General features: G+C 69.0%; 16 protein-coding genes. 4 read left to right on the forward strand and 12 right to left on the reverse strand.

Annotated features, from left to right (window positions below; genetic code table 11):
- Positions 1 to 31 precede the first annotated feature (31 nt).
- The 6 genes from JJ685_RS19910 to JJ685_RS19935 all read right to left on the reverse strand — a co-directional run bounded on the left by JJ685_RS19910 (position 32) and on the right by JJ685_RS19935 (position 9991).
- On the reverse strand, positions 32 to 6046 hold the full coding sequence (locus JJ685_RS19910) for a hybrid sensor histidine kinase/response regulator (RefSeq protein WP_201676074.1): 6015 nt from the start codon (positions 6044 to 6046) through the stop codon (positions 32 to 34).
- Between the two features lie 100 nt (positions 6047 to 6146).
- The gene (locus tag JJ685_RS19915; protein ID WP_201676075.1) at positions 6147 to 8402 is read right to left on the reverse strand and encodes a methyl-accepting chemotaxis protein; all 2256 of its coding nucleotides are present in this window, start codon (positions 8400 to 8402) and stop codon (positions 6147 to 6149) included.
- 21 nt (positions 8403 to 8423) lie between these two features.
- Positions 8424 to 8954 (reverse strand): chemotaxis protein CheW, encoded by a 531-nt coding sequence (locus JJ685_RS19920; protein ID WP_201676076.1) that lies wholly within the window; start codon positions 8952 to 8954, stop codon positions 8424 to 8426.
- Positions 8955 to 8980: 26 nt separating this feature from the next.
- Positions 8981 to 9346, reverse strand: coding sequence for a response regulator transcription factor (locus JJ685_RS19925; RefSeq protein ID WP_201676077.1), 366 nt, complete (start codon positions 9344 to 9346; stop codon positions 8981 to 8983).
- Positions 9347 to 9366: 20 nt separating this feature from the next.
- Complete coding sequence (locus JJ685_RS19930; RefSeq protein WP_201676078.1) at positions 9367 to 9747, reverse strand: response regulator; 381 nt, start codon at positions 9745 to 9747, stop codon at positions 9367 to 9369.
- Between the two features lie 70 nt (positions 9748 to 9817).
- Entirely contained in the window at positions 9818 to 9991 is a 174-nt protein-coding gene (locus JJ685_RS19935; RefSeq protein ID WP_201676079.1) for a rubredoxin, read from the reverse strand.
- A 92-nt stretch (positions 9992 to 10083) separates the two neighbouring features.
- Between JJ685_RS19935 and thiD the strand changes: the two genes are divergently transcribed.
- The gene (gene thiD / locus JJ685_RS19940) at positions 10084 to 11004 is read left to right on the forward strand and encodes a bifunctional hydroxymethylpyrimidine kinase/phosphomethylpyrimidine kinase (RefSeq protein ID WP_201676080.1); all 921 of its coding nucleotides are present in this window, start codon (positions 10084 to 10086) and stop codon (positions 11002 to 11004) included.
- Positions 11005 to 11016: 12 nt separating this feature from the next.
- On the forward strand, positions 11017 to 12324 hold the full coding sequence (hemL, locus tag JJ685_RS19945; RefSeq protein WP_201676081.1) for a glutamate-1-semialdehyde 2,1-aminomutase: 1308 nt from the start codon (positions 11017 to 11019) through the stop codon (positions 12322 to 12324).
- A gap of 169 nt (positions 12325 to 12493) precedes the next feature.
- On the opposite strand, the gene purH is transcribed toward hemL, so the two are convergent.
- The 3 genes from purH to dusB are packed head-to-tail and all read right to left on the reverse strand — an operon-like array spanning position 12494 to position 15389.
- Positions 12494 to 14065 (reverse strand): bifunctional phosphoribosylaminoimidazolecarboxamide formyltransferase/IMP cyclohydrolase, encoded by a 1572-nt coding sequence (purH, locus tag JJ685_RS19950; RefSeq protein ID WP_201676082.1) that lies wholly within the window; start codon positions 14063 to 14065, stop codon positions 12494 to 12496.
- Positions 14062 to 14298: a Fis family transcriptional regulator gene (locus JJ685_RS19955; protein ID WP_201676083.1), complete on the reverse strand. Its 237-nt coding sequence runs from the start codon at positions 14296 to 14298 to the stop codon at positions 14062 to 14064. Before JJ685_RS19955 ends, purH begins: the two co-directional genes overlap by 4 nt.
- A 50-nt stretch (positions 14299 to 14348) precedes the next feature.
- Positions 14349 to 15389 (reverse strand): tRNA dihydrouridine synthase DusB, encoded by a 1041-nt coding sequence (gene dusB, locus JJ685_RS19960; protein ID WP_201676084.1) that lies wholly within the window; start codon positions 15387 to 15389, stop codon positions 14349 to 14351.
- A 118-nt stretch (positions 15390 to 15507) separates the two neighbouring features.
- On the opposite strand from dusB, the gene JJ685_RS19965 reads away from it, so the two are divergent.
- On the forward strand, positions 15508 to 15978 hold the full coding sequence (locus JJ685_RS19965; RefSeq protein ID WP_201676085.1) for a YqaA family protein: 471 nt from the start codon (positions 15508 to 15510) through the stop codon (positions 15976 to 15978).
- Here the strand turns inward: JJ685_RS19965 and JJ685_RS19970 are convergent.
- On the reverse strand, positions 15933 to 16121 hold the full coding sequence (locus JJ685_RS19970) for a hypothetical protein (protein WP_201676086.1): 189 nt from the start codon (positions 16119 to 16121) through the stop codon (positions 15933 to 15935). The two genes, JJ685_RS19965 and JJ685_RS19970, sit on opposite strands and share 46 nt — an antisense overlap.
- Before the next feature lie 398 nt (positions 16122 to 16519).
- Between JJ685_RS19970 and JJ685_RS19975 the strand changes: the two genes are divergently transcribed.
- The gene (locus tag JJ685_RS19975) at positions 16520 to 17860 is read left to right on the forward strand and encodes an anaerobic C4-dicarboxylate transporter (RefSeq protein ID WP_201676087.1); all 1341 of its coding nucleotides are present in this window, start codon (positions 16520 to 16522) and stop codon (positions 17858 to 17860) included.
- A 638-nt stretch (positions 17861 to 18498) separates the two neighbouring features.
- Here JJ685_RS19975 and JJ685_RS19980 read toward each other — a convergent pair.
- Together JJ685_RS19980 and JJ685_RS19985 are read right to left on the reverse strand one after the other, a co-directional pair.
- Positions 18499 to 18945 (reverse strand): DUF2846 domain-containing protein, encoded by a 447-nt coding sequence (locus JJ685_RS19980; protein WP_201676088.1) that lies wholly within the window; start codon positions 18943 to 18945, stop codon positions 18499 to 18501.
- Positions 18942 to 19244 (reverse strand): hypothetical protein, encoded by a 303-nt coding sequence (locus JJ685_RS19985; protein ID WP_236599132.1) that lies wholly within the window; start codon positions 19242 to 19244, stop codon positions 18942 to 18944. Before JJ685_RS19985 ends, JJ685_RS19980 begins: the two co-directional genes overlap by 4 nt.
- Between the last annotated feature and the right edge of the window lie 192 nt (positions 19245 to 19436).

Consider the following 19436-nt stretch of genomic DNA (forward strand, 5'->3'; position numbering starts at 1 on the left):
CGGCGGCCGCTTTTTCGAGGGGTGAAGGCCCTTACGCCGCCGCCGTCGCCTGCGAATACTCCTTGACCAGCCGCAGCAGTTCGTCCTCCGAGTACGGCTTGCCGAGGTAGTGGTTCACGCCCAGCTCCTTGGCGTGCTCGCGGTGCTTCTCGGCGATGCGCGAGGTGATCATCACGATCGGCAGCTGCCTCAGCCGCTCGTCGGCGCGGATGTTGCGCGCGAGGTCGAAGCCGTCCATGCGCGGCATCTCGATGTCCGAGAGCACGACCGAGGGCAGTTCCTCCGCCAGGCGTTCCAGGGCCTGCAGGCCGTCGGCCGCCAACGCGACCCGGTAGCCTTCGCGCACCAGCAGGCGCTGGGTCACGCGGCGCACCGTGATCGAGTCGTCCACCACCAGCACCAGCGGCACCGCCGGCGCGGCGGGAGCGGCCGGCTTGGCCGGCTGGCCGCCAGCGGCGACCGCCGCGGCGTGCGGCACGCCCATCTGGCGGGCCAGCTCGCCATACACCTGCACCAGCGCCACCGGGTTGTAGATGAGCACCACGGCGCCCGAGGCCAGCACGGTCATACCGGCCAGGCCGGGCAGCCGGGACAGCTGCGGCCCGAGGTTCTTCACCACCACTTCCTGGTTGCCCAGCACTTCGTCGACGTGCACCGCGACGCGCTGCGCCGCCGAGCGGAAGATCACCACCGGCAGCGTCTTGCCCTGCGGCTCGCTGCTGCGCGCCGAGGACTGCAGCAGCGCGCCCGACCAGAAGAAGGGGAGCTGCTCGCCGCCGAACTCGAAGCCGCCGCCGTCGTAGGCCTTCTGCACCTCTTCCTGCGTGGCGCGGCGCACGATCTCCACCAGGTGGGCCGGCACGCCGATCGACAGCTTGCCGGAGCGCACCATCACCACCTGCGTCACGGCGGTGGTCAGGGGCAGCACCAGCTTGAAGCGGCTGCCGCGGCCCGCTTCGGTGGTCGTTTCGATGCGGCCACCGAGCGCGTTCACTTCGTTGCGCACCACGTCCATGCCGACGCCGCGGCCGGACAGCTCCGTGACCTGCGTGGCGGTCGAGAACCCGGGCAGGAAGATCAGGTTGGCGGCTTCCTGTTCGCCGATCTGCTGGTCGGCGCCGATCAGGCCCTGTTGCAGCGCCTTCTCGCGGATCCGCGCCAGGTCCAGGCCGGCGCCGTCGTCGTGGAATTCCACCGAGACGTCATTGCCCTCCTGCCGCACGTGCACCACGATCTGGCCGGTCGCGTCCTTGCCGGCGCCGGCGCGCTGCTCCGGCGCTTCGATGCCGTGCGCCACGCAGTTGCGCAGCAGGTGCTCGAAGGCGGGCGTCATGCGGTCCAGCACGCCGCGGTCCATCTCGATCGAGGCGCCGACGATGTCCAGCTTCACCTGCTTGGCGGATTCCTTGGCGGCCAGCCGCACCACGCGGTAGAGGCGCTCGGAGATGCCGTCGAATTCCACCATGCGCGTGCGCAGCAGGTCGCGCTGCAGCTCGCGCGTCTGGCGGGCCTGCGCGATCAGGTCGTCTTCGGTCGCTTCCACCACGCGCTGGATGTTCCGCTGCACGGTGGCCACGTCGTTCACCGATTCGGCCATCAGGCGCGTCAGTTCCTGCACGCGGGTGAAGCGGTCGAATTCCAGCGGGTCGAAGCCGCTCGCGGTGTCCTTGGCCTGCGCCATGCGCGACTGCATCTGCGACTCGGCCTGCACCTCGATCTCGCGCAGCTGCGCGCGCAGGCGGTCGAGGTTGCCCGTGAGGTCGGCCAGCGAGCCGCGCAGCTGGCGCAGCTCGGATTCGAGGCGCGAGCGGGTGATCATCACCTCGCCGGCCTGGCTGACGAGGCGGTCCAGCAGTTGCGAGCGCACCCGCACCGCCTGGTTGGCGGCCTGGCGCGAGGACGTCAGGCTGGTCTGCACCGGCGGCGCGATGGGCGCCCGCACCAGCGGCGCGGCGGCTTGCGCGGCCACGGGCGGGGCCTCGGGCTGCTCCACCGGCGTGATCTGCGCGGGGGCGTCAACCGGTGCGTCAGGCTGCACCGGGGCCGGCGCGAGCGCCTGCACGACCGGCGCGGGCTCCTCGGCCTGCGGCTCCGGCGGCGCGAAACCGCCGGTGGCGCGCAGCGTGTCGAAGCGCGCCTGCATCGTGTCGAAGCGCTGGAGCAGCGCCTCGATGTCCACCGCGGCGATGTTCTCGTGGCCGAGGAATTCGACCTCGGACTCCAGGCGGTGGGCCAGCTCGCCGAGCTGCAGGGCGCCCGCCAGGCGCGCACTGCCCTTGAGCGTGTGCAGCGCGCGCAGCACCTGGTCGCGCGGCTCGCGCTGGCCGGGATGGGCCGACCAGGCACGCAGTCCGCTCGCCAGCTTGGGCATCAGCTCCGCGCCCTCTTCCTCGAAGATCGGGAACAGGTCGGGATCGATCGCGTCGACGACGTCGAGTTCTTCCTCGCCTTCCACCTTCACCAGCGGCGCGCGGGCGGTGCTGACAAGGGCCGCGAGGGGCTGGATCGGCGCGTGCAGGGGCACCACCACAGGCGCCTGCACGAAGGCCGGCACCGGCTCGACCGCCTGCGGCGCGGGCGTGGAGTCGACGAAGTCGAAGTCGTCGTCCTCGTCGAAGCGGCTGCTGACGTCGAAGCGCGGTTCGCCTTCGAATTCCTTCAGTTCGTGCAGCGCGTGCAGCAGGCGCGGATCCGGTTCCTTCAGGAAGCCGGCGGCGAACTGGTGCAGCAGGCGCCGGACTTCCTCGGCCGCCAGGGTGAAGCTTTGCGCATGCTGCGGCGTGCCGTCGGCCAGCGACTGCGTGTGCTGCAGCGCGCCTTCGAGCGCGCGGGCGATGTCGGACAGCGCCTGGAAGCCCACGGTGGCGGAGCTGCCTGCCAGGGAGTGGGCCCAGCCGACGGTGGAGTCGGGCACGCGCTCGGACATCTGCAGCGTCCATTCGCTGACTTCGGTGACCAGGCGGCGCGACCACTCGTCCGCCTCGTTGAGGTAGACGTTGTACAGCGGAATGCCGATGCGCAGGTCGCCGATCACCTTCACCTGCTCGTCGACCTTGGCGACGGGTTCGGGTTCGGGTTCGGGTTCCGATTCGGGCTGCAGCACCGGCGCCGGCGCGACCGACGCGGGCTCCGGCTCCGGATCCAGGTCGAGGATGAATTCGCCGTCCACGAAGGTGTCGCTCGCCTGCGCGACGGGCTCGGGGGCCGGACCGGCCACCGCCGACAGGCTGGAGAAGTCGATGCCCTCGATCTCCAGCGACGGCTCCTCGGTCGGCGCGGCGGCGGGCGCGGAGCCGAGCTCCAGCTTCGGCAGGATCGCGGTCGTCGCCAGCTCGGGCGATTCCTCGAACGCGGCCGGCGCGTCCTGCTTCTGCAGGATCATCGTCGCGCCGAGCGCCGCGAATTCGGGCGGCAGTTCGTCGGCGCTCAGTTCCTCCACGACGACTTCGGTCGCGGCCGGCACCAGCTCGGGCGGGGAGCCCGCCGGGGCGAAGTCGAAATCGAACACCGGCGCGCCTTCGATCTCCTGCGCTTCGCTGTGCGCGGGCGCGGCGGGCGGATCGAGATCCAGCGTGAAGCCCAGGTCCGCGAGGGCGGGCGCGGCTTCGGCGGCCGGCGCTTCGGGCACGGTGGCTTCGAGCGCGATCTCTTCGACGACCGGTGCTTCGAGGGCCGGCGCTTCGGCGGCCGCGGGCAGCTCCAGCACGAATTCGGCGGCGGCAGGCGCTTCCATGGGCGGTGCGGCCGCTTCCACTGCATCTGCTTCGGGCAGCACGATGGTCTGCAGTTGCCCCTGGGTCCGCAGCGCATCGGCGGCCGTGCGGAAGGCCGAGGACTTCCAGGCGGCGTCGGTGCCGCCGGCGATGGCGTCGATCCAGCGGCCGAAGCCTTCCAGCGCCTGCGTGGAGAGCTTGCGCAGTTCGTCGGTGGCCGACTTCTGGTCGGCCAGCCAGGTATTGAGCACCTGCTCCATGGCCCACGCGGCCTCGCCGAACTCGTTCAGCTTGACCATCCGCGAGCTGCCCTTGAGCGTATGGAAGGCGCGTCGCAGGGTGGTCAGGTCCGCCAGGTTGCGCGGGTCCTCCGCCAGCGCCGCGATGGCGGCCAGGCCGTTGCCCGCCACCTCGCGCGCTTCCTCCAGGAAGATCTCGCGCAGTTCGGCGTCGCCGTCGTCATCCTCCGCCGGGGCCGGCGCGGCGACCGGCGCCGCGGGCACGGGAGCCGCCACGGCGGGCGCCGGCGCATGGTGCGCAGCGAGTGCCGCATGCGGCGTCGGCAGCGGCACGATCGGCTCGGCCTCGCGGCCCATCAGCGGCCGCAGTTCACCGTGCTCGTCGTCCCACAGGAACAGCTTCTTCGCGAGCGACGGCTGGTAATTCAGCATGTCGATCAGGAAGCCCAGCGCGCCCAGGTTGTTGCCCAGCTTCTCGAAGGTACCGGCGCCGCGCGCCTGCTCCTCGTCGACCTCGGTCACGATGATGTTCTCGACCGTGTCGCGCATGCGCAGCACGGCCTGCGAAGCGTGGTCCAGGCCCAGCACCGACAGCACGCCGCGCATCTGCGCGAGGAAGTTCGGTGCGTCGCGCAGGGGCCCCTTGTCGGCCGGATTGCGGAAGAACTGGTCGAGCAGTTTCTCGAGCTCGCCCATGGTGCCGCGCAGTTCGCCGACCACGCTGCCCATGGTCTGCTTGTCGCTCACGCGGCGATACAGGTCCTCGACCCAGTGCTCCAGCGGCTCGGGGTGGCCGCCCTTCACCACCTTCATCAGCCGCTCGGCCAGGCGCGCCGTGCGCTCGGCCAGTTGCTGGTCGTTGGGGTCCAGGTCCTGGAAGGCGGCTTCCAGGTACAGGATCGCGGTGGCGACTTCCATGCCCAGTTCCGGGCTGGGTGCGCGGGACGTGCTGACCACGGTCTCGACGCCGGCGCTCATGGCGCGGGCCAGCGGCTCGCTGCCCGGATAGAGCTTCATCAGCGTTTCGCCCAGGGCGGCGAACTGGTCCCTCACCCCCTTGAGCTTGTGGGCGTCGCCGCCGGCCAGGCCCGACCAGGTGTCCTTGGCCGTGGCGATGCGCTTGCGCAGCTGGCTCAGCAGCGCGGGATCGAAGCGGCCGAAGGGGCTGCTGGTGTAGTCCACCGGCTTCGCCTCGGCGAGACCGTAGGCCTGGCGAACGGCGATCAGGGCCGGCGCATCGGCGGGACGGGCCGGCAGGGCCTGCGCGCAGAAGAACACGAGGTCCTGCGCCAGCCGCTCGGACACGCTGGTGTCGCCCTTGGCCAGCGAGGCGTACTGCAGCAGCACGCGCGAAGCCGCGCGCTTCACGTAGACGTCGGCGGGCAGCAGGCCCAGCGCGATCGCCTCGAAGTAGCCGGCGGCCGCCTTCCAGAACACCTTCGGCTGGCGCGCGCCCTGGCCGGCGGCCAGGCCCAGGCTCACCTGCGTGAGTTCGCGGCCGGCGGCAGGGTCGGCCGCCTTGACGATCTTGAGCACCGCCTGGTCCATGCGCGCGCGCACGGCCGGCTCGTAGCCCAGCGTCGTGGCGACGGGCGTCTGGAAGTCGTTCCAGCGCCAGTCCATGCCCCACAGGTCGGCAGGGTGCACGCGGTCGGCGCCGGTGAGGTCCTGCACGTCCTTGTACTGGACGAACAGCGACAGCGGCGACACGTCCTTGCCCCCCAGCAGGGCCTCGAGGTATTCGGTCAGCGCGTAGCCGGCGCGCTCCACCTTGGCGGCGGCGGCTTCGGTGCACAGTTCGGGGCGCTCGATGAACTTCTGCGCCGCTGCCTCCATGCTGCGCAGCATGTGCGCGGGGGCCGCGAGGCCCACCATCTCCAGCGCGCCGACGGCCTGGTGCATGTGCTGGCGCGCGATGCGCAACTGGCCGGCGTCGATGGACGCCATGTCCTGGCCGCGCGCCTGCGCCGCGTCGCGCACGAAGCGGCGCAGCGCCGACGACGCGGACTCGAGCGACTTGCGCAGTTCGTCCAGCACCCAGGCCAGCGGACCCAGGTCGTTGTTCGCCAGATCGAGTTCTTGGGCAGCTTGCATATGACTCGCTTCGCTAATGACTTCGCTTCGCTTCAATGACGCGCTTCGCGCATGACGAAATCACTTCGTCATGGAGCCGCGAAGCGACGAAGTCATTTCGTCATGCGATCTTGAATCGCGACACCGACTGGCGCAGTTCCTCGGCCATCCGGGTCAGTTCGCGCACCTGCTGCGCCGTCGAGCGGGTGCCTTCACCCGTCTGTTCCGTCACGGCGAAGATGTGCTGGATGTTGCCGGCCACCACGTTGGCCGATTCGGCTTCACGGGAGGCCGACATCGAGATCTGTTCGATCAGTTCGGCGAGGCGGCGCGACACCTGGTCGATCTCGGTCAGGGCGGTACCGGCGTTGTCGGACAGCTTGGCCCCTTCCACCACGCCCTGCGTCGAGCGCTCCATGGCGGCCACGGCGTCCTGCGTGTCGGTCTGAATGGCCTTCACCAGCGCCGAGATCTGGCGCGTCGCGTCCGCCGAGCGTTCGGCCAGCCGCTGCACTTCTTCCGCCACCACCGAGAAGCCGCGACCCGCTTCACCGGCCGACGCGGCCTGGATGGCGGCGTTCAGGGCCAGCACGTTCGTCTGTTCGGTAATGTCGGAAATCAGTTCGGTGATTTCGCCGATCTCCTGCGAGGATTCGCCCAGGCGCTTGATCCGCTTGGACGTTTCCTGGATCTGGTCGCGGATGGCGTTCATGCCGCCGATCGCGTTCTGCACGGCCTGCAGGCCCTGTTCGGCGGCCTTCAGCGACTGGCGCGCCACCTGGGCCGACTCCTGCGCCTGCCCGGACACGTGGTTGATTCGCATGGCCATGTCGAGCACCGACTGGCCGGTTTCGCGGATCTCGCGCAGCTGCTCGGTGGAGGCCGCGAGCAGCTCGGTGGAGGTGGATTCCACCTGCGCCGTCGTCTGCGCCACCCTGGTGGCCGTGTTCTGCACGGCGCCCACCAGCTGGCGGAGTTCTTCCACCGTGTAGTTCACCGAGTCGGCGATGGCGCCGGTGATGTCCTCGGTCACGGTCGCTTCCTGCGTCAGGTCGCCTTCGGCGACCGACTGCAGTTCGTTCATCAGCCGCAGAATGGCCGCCTGGTTGGCGTCGTTGACGCGCTTGGCTTCCTGCTCCTGGCGCTCGGCTTCCTGGCGCTGCGATTCGGCGCGCTCCTGGCGGCGGCGGCTATCGAGCAGCTGCACGTAGGCGAGGCCGACGGCGCAGCCGATCGCGATCAGGGCGGCGATCACCAGCGACAGCAGCGCGTAGAAGTTCAGGCCGGTCTGCGCGGACAGGCGATCCTGCAGTTCCTGCAGGTTCTTCCGCAGCGGTTCGCTGTCCTGGATGATGGAGGCCTGCGCTTCGCGGGCGGAGACCAGGCCCTGCAGGTTGCCCAGGATGGCGCCGGCCTGCGTGCGGGTCTGCTCGTACAGGTCCAGCAGCGCCCTCAGGCGTTCCTTGGTCTGTTCGTCCTTGGCGGCGGCCAGGCGCAGTTCGGGGCTGCCCTCCAGCATGCCGAGCGCGATCTCCTTGAACGAGTTCAGGTCCTTGCCCAGCAGGAACACGGCTTCCGGCGACACGCCTTCCATCGTCAGGAACTCGTTGGCCGACTTGCCGATCCGCTGCGTCAACATCACGAGCTGGCCGGCGGCGGAGATCTCGGCGGCGGGCGCGCCCTGCTGCAGCTTCAGCGAGGACACCGTCTCGGCGATTTCCAGCAGGTCCGACGACTGGCGGTTGATGGTGCGAAGGGCCGCGCCCACCTGGGTCAGGATCTTCTGCTGCCCCATCACGGTCTTGGCGTTCTTCTCGGCGCGCTCCATCAGCGGCACGATCTTCACGATGTCCGCCTGCAGGTCGGAGCCGACGGCGGCCAGGCGGATCTCGTCGTTGCCGTCCTTGAGGCCGCGCACCGTCTGCGCCAGCACCTCGGAGGACTCCTTCACGTCGGGGAAGGCCTGCGGGCTGCCGATCAGGGCCTGCGACACCGACTTGGCGAGACGCTGCGACTGCATCAGCGACTGGCCGGTACCGGCCACCTGCTGGGCGACGCGGTCCGATTCGCGCACCGCGATGAAGGCGATCGTGCCGAGGGCGGCCAGCGACACGGCCAGGGCCCCGAACAGCACGCGCTGGTGGCTGGCCGCGGGGCGGCGTCCCAGCAGGGGAATGGAGACCAGTTCCGCTTCGTCGACGTGCTCGATGATCGAATCGTCATCGATGGAATCGGAATCGTCGTGCACCGTGCTGCCGGCTTCGATGGCGGCCGTCGTGGCGTCGGGCGCGCCGAGGCTGAGCTCCTGCGTGACCGAGGGATCGGCCTCGTCGGGCTGCTTCTTTGCGAAGAGGTTTTTCAGGGAAAAAGCGGACATGGTGCTGCCTTCGACAAAGGGCTAAGCGCTGATGCTCAGGAATTGGGTTTGCTGCGAGAGTGCCTGCAGGTTCAGTTCCTGCCAGAACACGCCGCTGGCATCGGTGTAGCCGCTGCTGAAATAGTCGGGAGAGCCGGGCGGGGCGTCGCTCGAGGCGGTGAAGGCGTCCGTGTTGCGCAGGCCGGCGAGGCGGTCGACCAGCAGCGCGCAATTGATCTCGAGCAGCGAATTCAGCGCGATCACGCGCGACTCCGCGCGCGCCGCGTCCGAGCGCTGCGCCGGCGGCTGGCCGCCGATGTAGCTGGCCAGGTCCACGACGCCGAACAGGCCACCCCGGAGGTTGGCGACGCCCAGGAACCACGGCTGCGTGTACGGCACGGGCTGCGTGGCGGCGAAGGGGAAGATCTCGCCCGCCTGGCTCAGCGGGAACAGGTACTTGCGGCCCGCGGCTTCGACCGCGAGCCAACCGGCTTGCACACCCTCGGAACGGGCGGCCTGCAGCCGGCTGGCGAGCCGGCTTTGCAGCTCGCGGAGGGCTTCGCGGTTGGACATGGGAGGGGGACTGCTTCGCTAGCGCCTCAACCCAGGGCCTTGATCTTGGCCATGAGTTCGGCGGCGTCCACCGGTTTGGTGATGTAGTCGCGGGCGCCCTGGCGCATGCCCCAGACGCGGTCGGTTTCCTGGTTCTTGCTCGTGCACATGATGATGGGCACGTCGGCGAAATTCGGATCGCGGGTGATGGCGCGCGTGAGCTGGAAGCCGTTCTGGCCCGGCATCACCACGTCCATCAGGATCAGGTCGGGCTTTTCCTCGCCGAGGCGGCGGAAGGCGTCATCGGCGTTTTCGGCGGTGCGGACCGAGAAGCCGTTCTTCTGCAGCAGGTCCGTCATGAACATCAGTTCCGTCTTCGAGTCGTCCACAACGAGCACTTTGCGGATGGCCATGGGTCATCTCTCCTTGTTGTCTACTTCGGCTGGCCGAACTGCTGCACGGTCTGCAGCAGCTGGTCTTTCGTAAAGGGTTTGGTCAGGTAGTCCTGCGAGCCGACCATGCGCCCGCGCGCCTTGTCGAACACGCCGTCCTTGGACGAGAGCATGACGACGGGGGTGTTCGCGAACTTGGCGTTGCGCTTGATGATGGCGCAGGTCTGGTAGCCATCGAGGCGCGGCATCAGGATGTCGCAGAAGATCAGGTTCGGCTGGTAGTCATTGACCTTGGCCAGCGCATCGAACCCGTCCTCGGCCAGCATCACCTCGTGGCCGCCCTGCTTCAGGAAGATCTCCGCGCTGCGCCGGATCGTGTTGCTGTCATCGATCACCAGCACCTTCAGTCCAGTGGTGCTCAAACGCTGCTCCTCATGTCCAACTGCTCCCTCGCGGCTTCCTCCGGGACGTCCCCAGCCGCTGGCCCCGATCTCAGATCTGGACCATTTCGAAGTCTTCCTTGCGGGCCCCGCACTCCGGACAAGTCCAGTTCATCGGCACCTGGCCCCACGGGGTTCCGGGGGCGATGCCATGTTCGGGGGCACCTGCGGCTTCGTCGTAGATCCAACCGCAGATCAGACACATCCACGTTTTGCTTTCAGTCACAGCTTATAGGGGGTTCGAATAGAATGCAACGATTCTAGCTAGGCCAGTTGACTAAGCTCAGGCGCGCTGCCGGCACGGAAATCCACTGGGCCATGACTAATTCCACACCCATCGAAACCCGCCCCGCCGAACCCGAAGGCGAAGAGGCCGGCCCGTCCTGCGTGATGGTGTTCAACGCGAACGACCCGAGCGGCGCCGGCGGCCTCGCCGCCGACATCGCCGCGATCGCATCGGTGGGCGCGCATCCGCTTCCCATCGTCTGCGGCGCGTATGTTCGCGATACGGGCGAGATCTTCGACCATTTCGCCTTCGACGAAGAGGCCGTCGCGGAGCAGGCGCGCACCATCCTCGAGGACGTGCCGGTGCAGGTGATCAAGGTCGGTTTCGCGGGCAGCCCCGAGGCCCTGAGCACCATCGCGGAGATCGCCGCGGACTATCCCGACGTTCCCGTGATCTCGTACATGCCGGCGTTGTCCTGGTGGGACGAAGGCCCCGCCGATCTCTACGAAGATGCCTTTCGCGAATTGATGCTGCCGCAGACAACCGTGTTGGTTGGAAACCACAGCACCCTGTGGCGCTGGCTGTTGCCGGAATGGAGCAACGAGCGCAGTCCGACCGCGCGCGACCTCGCCAAGGCCGCTTCCGAGATGGGCGTGCCCTACACGCTGGTGACGGGCGTTCCGCTGCCCGAGCAGTTCGTCGAGAACGTGCTGGCCACGCCGCAGGCGGTGCTGGCCAGCGAGAAGTTCGAACGCTTCGACGCCGTCTTCGCCGGCGCCGGCGACACCCTGTCGGCGGCGCTGGCGGCATTGATCGCCGGCGGCTCCGACCTGGCGGCGGCGGCCACCGAGGCCCTGGCCTACCTGGATCGCTGCCTGGACGGCGGCTTCCGCCCCGGCATGGGCCACGTCGTGCCGGACCGCCTCTTCTGGGCCCAGCCCGAGGCCGATGACGACGACGAACCCGGGACTTCCGCCGCCTTCGACCTGCCTGCCCACGATACGAAACACTGAGGGAGAACAACAATGAACCCCACGACGGACCGCAACCAGCAACTCTTCGACCGCGCCCGCGCGCTGATCCCCGGCGGGGTGAACTCGCCCGTGCGCGCCTTCCGCGCCGTGGGCGGCACGCCCCGCTTCGTGCAGCGCGCCCAGGGCGCCTACTTCTGGGACGCCAATGGCGCCCGATACATCGACTACATCGGCTCCTGGGGCCCGATGATCCTGGGCCACGGGCACCCGCGGGTGCTGGAGGCGGTGCAGCGCGCGGTCATGGAAGGCTTCTCCTACGGCGCGCCGACCGAGCGCGAGATCGAACTGGCCGAGGAGATCGCGAAGCACCTGCCCTCCGTGGAGATGGTGCGCCTGGTGAGCTCGGGGACCGAGGCCGCCATGAGCGCGATCCGGCTGGCGCGCGGCGCCACCGGCCGCAGCCGCATCGTCAAGTTCGAGGGCTGCTACCACGGCCACGCCGACGCCCTGCTGGTGAAGGCCGGCTCGGGGCTCGCCACCTTCGGCCACCCGACCAGCGCCGGCGTGCCGCCCGAGGTGGTGCAGCACACGATGGTCCTCGAGTACAACAACATCGCGCAGATCGAGGAAGCCTTCGCCACCCACGGCAAGGAGATCGCCTGCATCATCATCGAGCCGATCGCCGGCAACATGAACTTCGTGCGCGCCAGCGTGCCCTTCATGAAGCGCTGCCGCGAGCTGTGCACTCAGCACGGCGCCCTGCTGGTGCTGGACGAGGTGATGACCGGCTTCCGCGTGGCCCTCGGCAGCGCGCAGAGCGTCTACGCGAAGTCCCTCCCCGGCTTCCAGCCGGACCTGACGGTGCTGGGCAAGGTGATCGGCGGCGGCATGCCGCTGGCGGCCTTCGGCGGCCCGCGCGCGATCATGGAGCGGCTCGCGCCGCTGGGCCCGGTCTACCAGGCCGGTACGCTCTCGGGCAACCCGGTGGCCACGGCCTGCGGCCTGGCGACCCTCAAGGAGATCGCCGACCCGGCCTTCTTCCCCGCCCTGGCGCAGAAGACGCGCACGCTGGTCGACGGCCTGAAGGGCGCCGCGGCCGAAGCGGGCATCCCTTTCGCGGCGGATTGCGAGGGCGGCATGTTCGGCTTCTTCCTGCTGCCGGAGCTGCCGCGGAACTATCCGAGCGTGATGCAGAGCGACTCGCCGAGGTTCGGCCGCCTGTTCCACGGCCTGCTCGATCGCGGCGTGTACATCGCGCCGGCGCTGTACGAAGCGGGCTTCGTGAGCGCGGCGCACAGCGAAGACGACATCGCCCAGACCGTGCAGGCCGCGCGCGAGGTGTTCAAGACGCTGGGGTGACGGCTGCGGCCGGAACCGGCTGCTAAACCAAACAGCTGAACGCAGAGGGCGCAAAGGTTCGCAGAGGGCGCAGAAAAATCCTTTCAAGGTATTTTCTGCGCCCTCTGCGTTCTTCTGCGCCCTCTGCGTTCGGCTGTCTTGTTTTTGCGGCCCCAACAGGCCGCCACGCTCAATGCCGGAAGTGCCGCACCCCGGTGAACACCATCGCCACGCCGCGCTCGTCCGCCGCGGCGATCACTTCCTGGTCGCGCATCGAGCCCCCCGGCTGGATCACGCAGGTTGCGCCGGCGTCCACCACCACGTCGAGGCCGTCGCGGAACGGGAAGAAGGCGTCGCTCGCCACCGCCGTGCCCTGCAGCGTCAGCTTGGCATGCTGCGCCTTGATGCTGGCGATGCGGGCCGAGTCCAGCCGGCTCATCTGGCCCGCGCCGACGCCCATGGTCATGCCGCCCTTGCAGAACACGATGGCGTTCGACTTCACGAACTTCGCGACCTTCCAGGCGAACAGCAAGTCCTCGAGCTCGTCGGCGCTCGGCTTCTTCTTGGTCACGCACTTCAGCTCGTCCAGCGTGAGGCCGCGGTTGTCCGCGGTCTGCATCAGCAGGCCCGAGCCGACGCGCTTCACGTCCATCAGGTTCTGGCCCTTGTCCCAGGCCCGCTCGCCGCCCGGCGGCAGCGCGATCTTCAGCAGCCGCACGTTGGCCTTGCCGGCGAAGACCTGCAGCGCCTCGGGCGAGAAGTCGGGCGCCATCAGCACCTCGACGAACTGCTTGGACACCGCCTGCGCGCCGGCGCCATCGAGCGGCCGGTTGAAGGCGATGATGCCGCCGAAGGCGGAGGTCGGATCGGTCTGGAAGGCCTTGGAGTAGGCCTCCAGCGGGTCCTTGCCGATGGCGACGCCGCACGGGTTGGCGTGCTTCACGATCACGCAGGCCGGCGTGTCGAAGCTCTTGACGCACTCCCAGGCCGCATCGGCGTCGGCGATGTTGTTGTACGAGAGCTCCTTGCCCTGCAACTGCTGCGCCACCGCCAGCGAGCCCGGCGCGGGATACAGGTCGCGGTAGAACGCGGCCTGCTGGTGCGGGTTCTCGCCGTAGCGCAGGTCCTGGAGCTTCACGAAGCGGCCGTTGGCCTGCGCGGGGAAGGGCGACAGCGAGCCGTCTTCCTGCAGCGCCGACAGGTGGTCGCTGATCGCCGCGTCGTAGTTGCTGATGCGGTTGAAGGCGGCGACCGCCAGCGCGAACTTCGTCTTCTGCGAGACCTGGCCCGAGGCCTTCAGCTCCGCGACCACCGGCCCGTACTGCGACGCGTCGGTGAGCACGGCCACGTCCTTCCAGTTCTTCGCGCCGCTGCGGACCATCGCGGGCCCGCCGATGTCGATGTTTTCGATCGCCTCTTCCAGCGTGCAGTCCGCGCGGGCCACCGTGCTCTCGAAGGGGTAGAGGTTCACCACCAGGATGTCGATCGTGCTGATCATGTGGCGCTTCAGCGCCGCCACGTGGTCCGGGTGGTCGCGGCGCGCCAGCAGGCCGCCATGGATCTTCGGGTGCAGCGTCTTCACGCGGCCGTCCAGCATCTCGGGGAAGCCGGTCACTTCGGCCACCTCGGTGACGGGCAGGCCCTGTTCGGCCAGCAGCTTCGCGGTGCCGCCGGTGGAGATGAGGCGCACGCCCGCGTCATGCAGCGCGCGGGCGAGTTCGACGATGCCACTCTTGTCGGAGACTGAGATCAGGGCGTTCATTTCAGTAACTTGTGTTCGATCAGCTTCTTGCGCAGCGTGTTGCGGTTCAGGCCCAGCCATTCGGCCGCGCGCGACTGGTTGTTCTCGGCTTTCGCCATCACCACCTCCAGCAGCGGTTTCTCCACCACCTTCAGCAGCATCTCGTACATCCCGTCGGGTTCGGTGCCCCGCAGGTCCCGGAAGTAGCCCTCCAGGCTCTGCCGGACGCAGTCCTCGATTTGTTTCTTGCTCATTCGTGTTCCTCCAAGGCGCGCACTCGGGTGCACGCCCGCCGCAGCGTTTCTCAGGCGTCGCTGTCGGCGAATGTCTCCTTTTCTGATTCCCCCCCGGGTGGCAAACGGTCCATGCGGGCGCCCAGCGCTTCGAAGAAGCCGGTCACCGCCGCCAGCTGGCTGGCACTGTCCTCGATGCCGTTCATGGCGGCGCGGAACGCCTCGCCGCCCGGCAGCGCGCGGACGTACCAGCCGATGTGCTTGCGCGCGCTGCGCACGCCGGTGTATTCGCCGTACAGCGCGTAGTGGTCCTGCAGGTGCGCCAGCAGCGCCCGTTGCACCTCGGCCACCAGCGGCGGCGCGAGTTCGCTGCCGGTGGCCAGGAAGTGCACGATCTCGCGGAAGATCCAGGGCCGCCCCTGGGCCGCGCGGCCGATCATGATGGCGTCGGCGCCGGTGGCCGCGAGCACGTCGCGCGCCTTGCGCGGCGAGACGATGTCCCCGTTGGCCACCACGGGCACGCGCACGGCGGATTTCACCGCGGCGATGGTGTCGTATTCGGCCTCGCCCTGGTAGCCCTGCTCGCGCGTGCGGCCGTGCACGGTGAGCATGCGCACGCCGCAGTCCTCGAAGGCCCGCGCCAGCGCCACGGCGTTGCGGTGCTCCCGCGACCAGCCCGTGCGCATCTTCAGCGTGACCGGCACGCCCAGCGGCTCGCAGGCGCGCACCACGGCATCGGCGATGGCGACGGCGAGCGGCTCGTCCTGCATCAGCGCCGAACCCGCCCACTTGTTGCACACCTTCTTGGCCGGGCAGCCCATGTTGATGTCGATGATCTGCGCGCCGCGTTCGACGTTGTAGACGGCGGCCTCCGCCATCATCTGCGCGTCGGTGCCGGCGATCTGCACGGCGATCGGCCCCGGCTCGCCCCGGTGATCGGCGCGGCGCGAAGTCTTGAGGCTGCTCCACAGGTCCCTGCGCGAGGTGACCATCTCGCTCACCGCATGGCCGGCCCCGAAGGCGCGGCACAACTGGCGGAACGGCCGGTCCGTGACGCCTGCCATCGGCGCCACGAACACGTTGTTCGCCAGGGTGTGGGAGCCGATGCGCATGGAAAGGGTGCTGCCGAAAAAAGAGGCACGATTGTAGGCCCCGGCCGTTCCACCGCTTGAAATCGAATTGCAGGGCCAGGCGGCTCCGGTCGCGCTCGAGTCGCTAAGATGCGCCCGCATGCAACCCTGGCTGGAATCACTGCTGGCGCTGCTCGCGCTGCCGCAGTACGGGCTGAGCACGCTCTTCGTCGCCGCCTTCGTCTCGGCGACCTTGTTGCCCATGGGATCGGAGCCGGCGTTGTTCGGCCTGCTCAAGCTCAATCCCGAGCTGTTCTGGAGCGCCCTCTTCGTCGCCACGGCGGGCAACACGCTGGGCGGCATGGTCGACTGGTGGATGGGCTACGAGGCGCACCACGTCGTCGACAAGTACCGCAAGTCGAAGCACCACATGAAGGCGCTCGATTTCCTGGAGCGGCTGGGCCCCAAGGCCTGCCTGCTGGCGTGGCTGCCGATCGTCGGCGACCCGCTGTGCGCCGTGGCGGGCTGGCTGCGCCTGCCCTTCTGGCCCTGCACCTGCTACATGCTGGTGGGCAAGTTCCTGCGCTACCTGGTGATGACCACCGCCCTGCTCTGGATGTTCCCGCACTGAAGGGGCGCCTCCTCGGCTTCGCCGGGGAATGGCGGCAGCGCCACCGCGAGGCCGAGGGCAAGCAGCAGCACGTACAGGGTGACCTCGTACGAACGCAGGAGGCCGCGGCGCAGGCGCCAGGCAAGGCCGGGAGGGTGGGTCATGGGCAACTCCGCGGGCACGCATCCATGGCGTGAAGCGCGCATGGTGCGTGGCCCGGCGCGCACTTGCAGTGAATTGGTCCACCGCGCCGCTGTGCATCCCGTCGCGCGACCGCCGGCGAGCGATACCTCGGGCCCTGTTGATACGTGTCAACCGGGATTACCCTAGGCAGGTCCAGAATGAAATCGCTGGCTGGCGGCCCCTGCCGCCGACCAGCACGTCGACGCCGCCCTGACGGGCTGCAGACCCGAAGTCAGCGCCGATGTTCTCCCGGCCAACCGGACGCCCGGCGCGTCCGGCGGAAGCGGGCAGCTACCTGCCCCGGTCCGCGGGCTGGCCGGACCGAAGAACCGACCACAACGGAGGTCCTTCCGGCCACAGCCGGGAGGTGGGCATCGCCATGCTCTTCACACTTGAACTCGCCATCGTCCTGGCCTGCCTGTTCTACGGCGCGCGCAAGGGCGGCATCGCCCTGGGCCTGCTCGGCGGCCTCGGCCTCGTCATCCTCGCCTTCGCGTTCAAGCTGCCGCCCGGCAAGCCGCCGGTCGACGTGATGCTCACGATCGTGGCGGTGGTGGCCGCGTCGGCCACCCTGCAGGCCTCCGGCGGACTCGACGTGATGCTGCAGTACGCGGAGAAACTGCTGCGGCGCAATCCGCGCTACGTCTCGATCCTCGCGCCCTTCACCACCTGCATCCTGACCATGCTGTGCGGCACGGGCCACGTGGTCTACACGATGCTGCCGATCATCTACGACGTGGCGATCAAGAACGACATCCGGCCCGAGCGCCCCATGGCTGCGGCCTCGATCGCCAGCCAGATGGGCATCATGGCCAGCCCGGTCTCGGTGGCGATCGTCTCGCTCGCCGCCTTCCTCGCCAAGGCGCCAGTGGACGGGCAGGTGATCACCTTCGTCACGCTGCTGTCGATCTCGATCCCGGCCACGCTGGCCGGCGTGCTCGCCATCGGCATCTTCAGCTGGTTCCGCGGCAAGGACCTGGACAAGGATCCCGACTTCCAGGCCCTCATCGCCGACCCCGAGAACCGCAAGCGCGTCTACGGCGACACCGCCACGCTGCTCCAGAAGAAGCTCACCCGGGACCAGTGGACCGCGATGTGGATCTTCCTGGGCGGCATCGCCGTCGTCGCGCTGCTCGGCGCCTTCGAATCGCTGCGCCCGCTCGCCAACGGCAAGCCGATCTCCATGATCCTGACCATCCAGATGTTCATGCTGATGGCCGGCGCGCTGATGGTGGTGTTCACGAAGACCGACCCCGCGGCGATCGGCAGGAGCGAGGTGTTCCGCGCCGGCATGATCGCCGTCATCGCGGTGTTCGGCATCGCGTGGATGGCCGACACCGTCTTCGAGAGCAACCTGCCGCAGCTCAAGGCCGCGCTGGCCGACGTCGTGAAGGCGCACCCCTGGGCCTATGCGCTGGCCCTGCTGCTGGTGTCGAAGTTCGTCAACTCGCAGGCCGCGGCGATCAGCGCGCTGGTGCCGGTGGCGCTGGCGATCGGCGTGCCGCCCGGCTACGTGGTCGCCTTCGGCGCGGCGGCCTACGGCTACTACATCCTGCCCACCTACCCGAGCGACCTGGCGACCATCCAGTTCGACCGCTCCGGCACCACGCACATCGGCCGCTTCGTGGTGAACCACAGCTTCATCCTGCCGGGGCTGATCGGCGTGTTCACTTCGTGCGTGTTCGGGCTGCTGCTGGCGACGGTGCGCGGGCTGGTGTGAAGGGGAAGAAAAGGTTCTTCGCCGATCTCCGGGGAGGCTGCTGGACTTAGGTTCATTTCCGCCGGGTGAGGGAAATCCACGGGTGCGCCGTGGCTTTCTTGCCGGACCAGAGCGGGGCTGTCCGTCTCTGCGACTGTCCCCCGGCGCGGGTGAGAACCGCGCCCCGGGTGAGCGCCGCGCCCGCGCCTCCTCCTTTATGTCGCCGAGCCGGACAGCCCCGCTCTGGTCCTGCGCCGCGCCAGGTTCGCGTGCAGCAGCTCCGTTGACGCGTGCCGCAAGCCGTCGCCCGCAGAAGCAGGTGCGCGAGGGGAACTGCCTGATTCGCGCAGTGCGTAGGACCAGGGCGGGCCTGTCCGCCTCGGCGACATAAAGGAGGAGGCGCGGGCGCGGCGAGCTTACGGGCCTGGGCTCTCATCCGCGCCGGGGGACAGTCGCCGAGGCGGGCAGGCCCGTCCTGGTCCGGCCCACTGGCAACGAATCGAGCCAGCGGCTGACCGCGCCAATTCGAACCACCGCTCTCCGCCGTACGCGCTTCACCCCTCCCGCAGATCGGCGAAGAACCCAAAAAAAGCGGGGACCGGTGCAGCGCCAGTCCCCGCTTTCTACATGCTAAGCGCCGCGTGGGTGCGCTACGCGGGTCACTTGCCCGCGAGCTTGCCCGTGAAGCTCAGGGTGGCGAGGTCGGCTTTCGCCTTCTCCGGCGTCTCCGGCTCCAGGTTGACGCGCCCCACCATCAGGCCGAAGCTCACGAAGGACCGGATGTACTTCGTTTCGCCGGGCTGCGTCACGAAGGACAGCGTCTTTTCGGTTTCGGTGGAGGCGCTCGCCAGGAAGTTGCCGGCGGGCCGGTCCACGAAGAAGAAGCCGTTCGGCTTGGATTGGCCGACCACCTCCCCATTGAGGCGGATGTCGGGCTGCACGGCGGCGCCGAAGGTGGACGAGCGGAAGAAATAGATCCGCGACTGGCCGGCCTTCAGGCTCGGGATGCTGGAGGCGATCTCGTCGTGCTTCGGCCCCGTGGCGCAGCCGCTCACGAGGACGGCCGCCGCGGCGGCGCATGCGAGTTTCAGGATCGTTCTTCTCATCGTTGGACTCCTTGGTGAATGGGTATCTGGAGGGTGGTCACGAGCGCCGAGTAGTTGCCCTCGCCCGGCAGGTAGAAGCCCTGCAGCGTGGCCCCGCGCACCACGAGGTAGGCCTCGTGGATCTGGCGGCCCTCGATGGCGAAGACCGAATCGACGGGCCGGTAGACGGTGCCCTGGGGCAGCGCGCCGACGGCGCGCCAGCGGCTCTTCGCGGGCACGGTGCGCGTGTAACCGGTGGACAGGCTGATCGGGAGGTCGCTCTGGACCACGAAGTCCGGCGCTTCGCCGGCCAATGGCATCAGGGATGCGGGCGCAACCGGAACCCGGGCAGCGCACGCCGCGAAAAACAGAACGACGACGAGCGCGCCCGCCGCGCGGAAGCCGCGCAATCCCATATTCCCCCCCCACCTTCTCATGCCGCACCCGGATAGCGCAGGCTCGCGCGACTTTAGGCAGCGGGGCGCGAGCGCTCAACCACCGAATGGGGGAAG

The sequence above is a fragment of the Ramlibacter monticola genome, assembly GCF_016722785.1.
Classification (GTDB): domain Bacteria; phylum Pseudomonadota; class Gammaproteobacteria; order Burkholderiales; family Burkholderiaceae_C; genus Ramlibacter; species Ramlibacter monticola.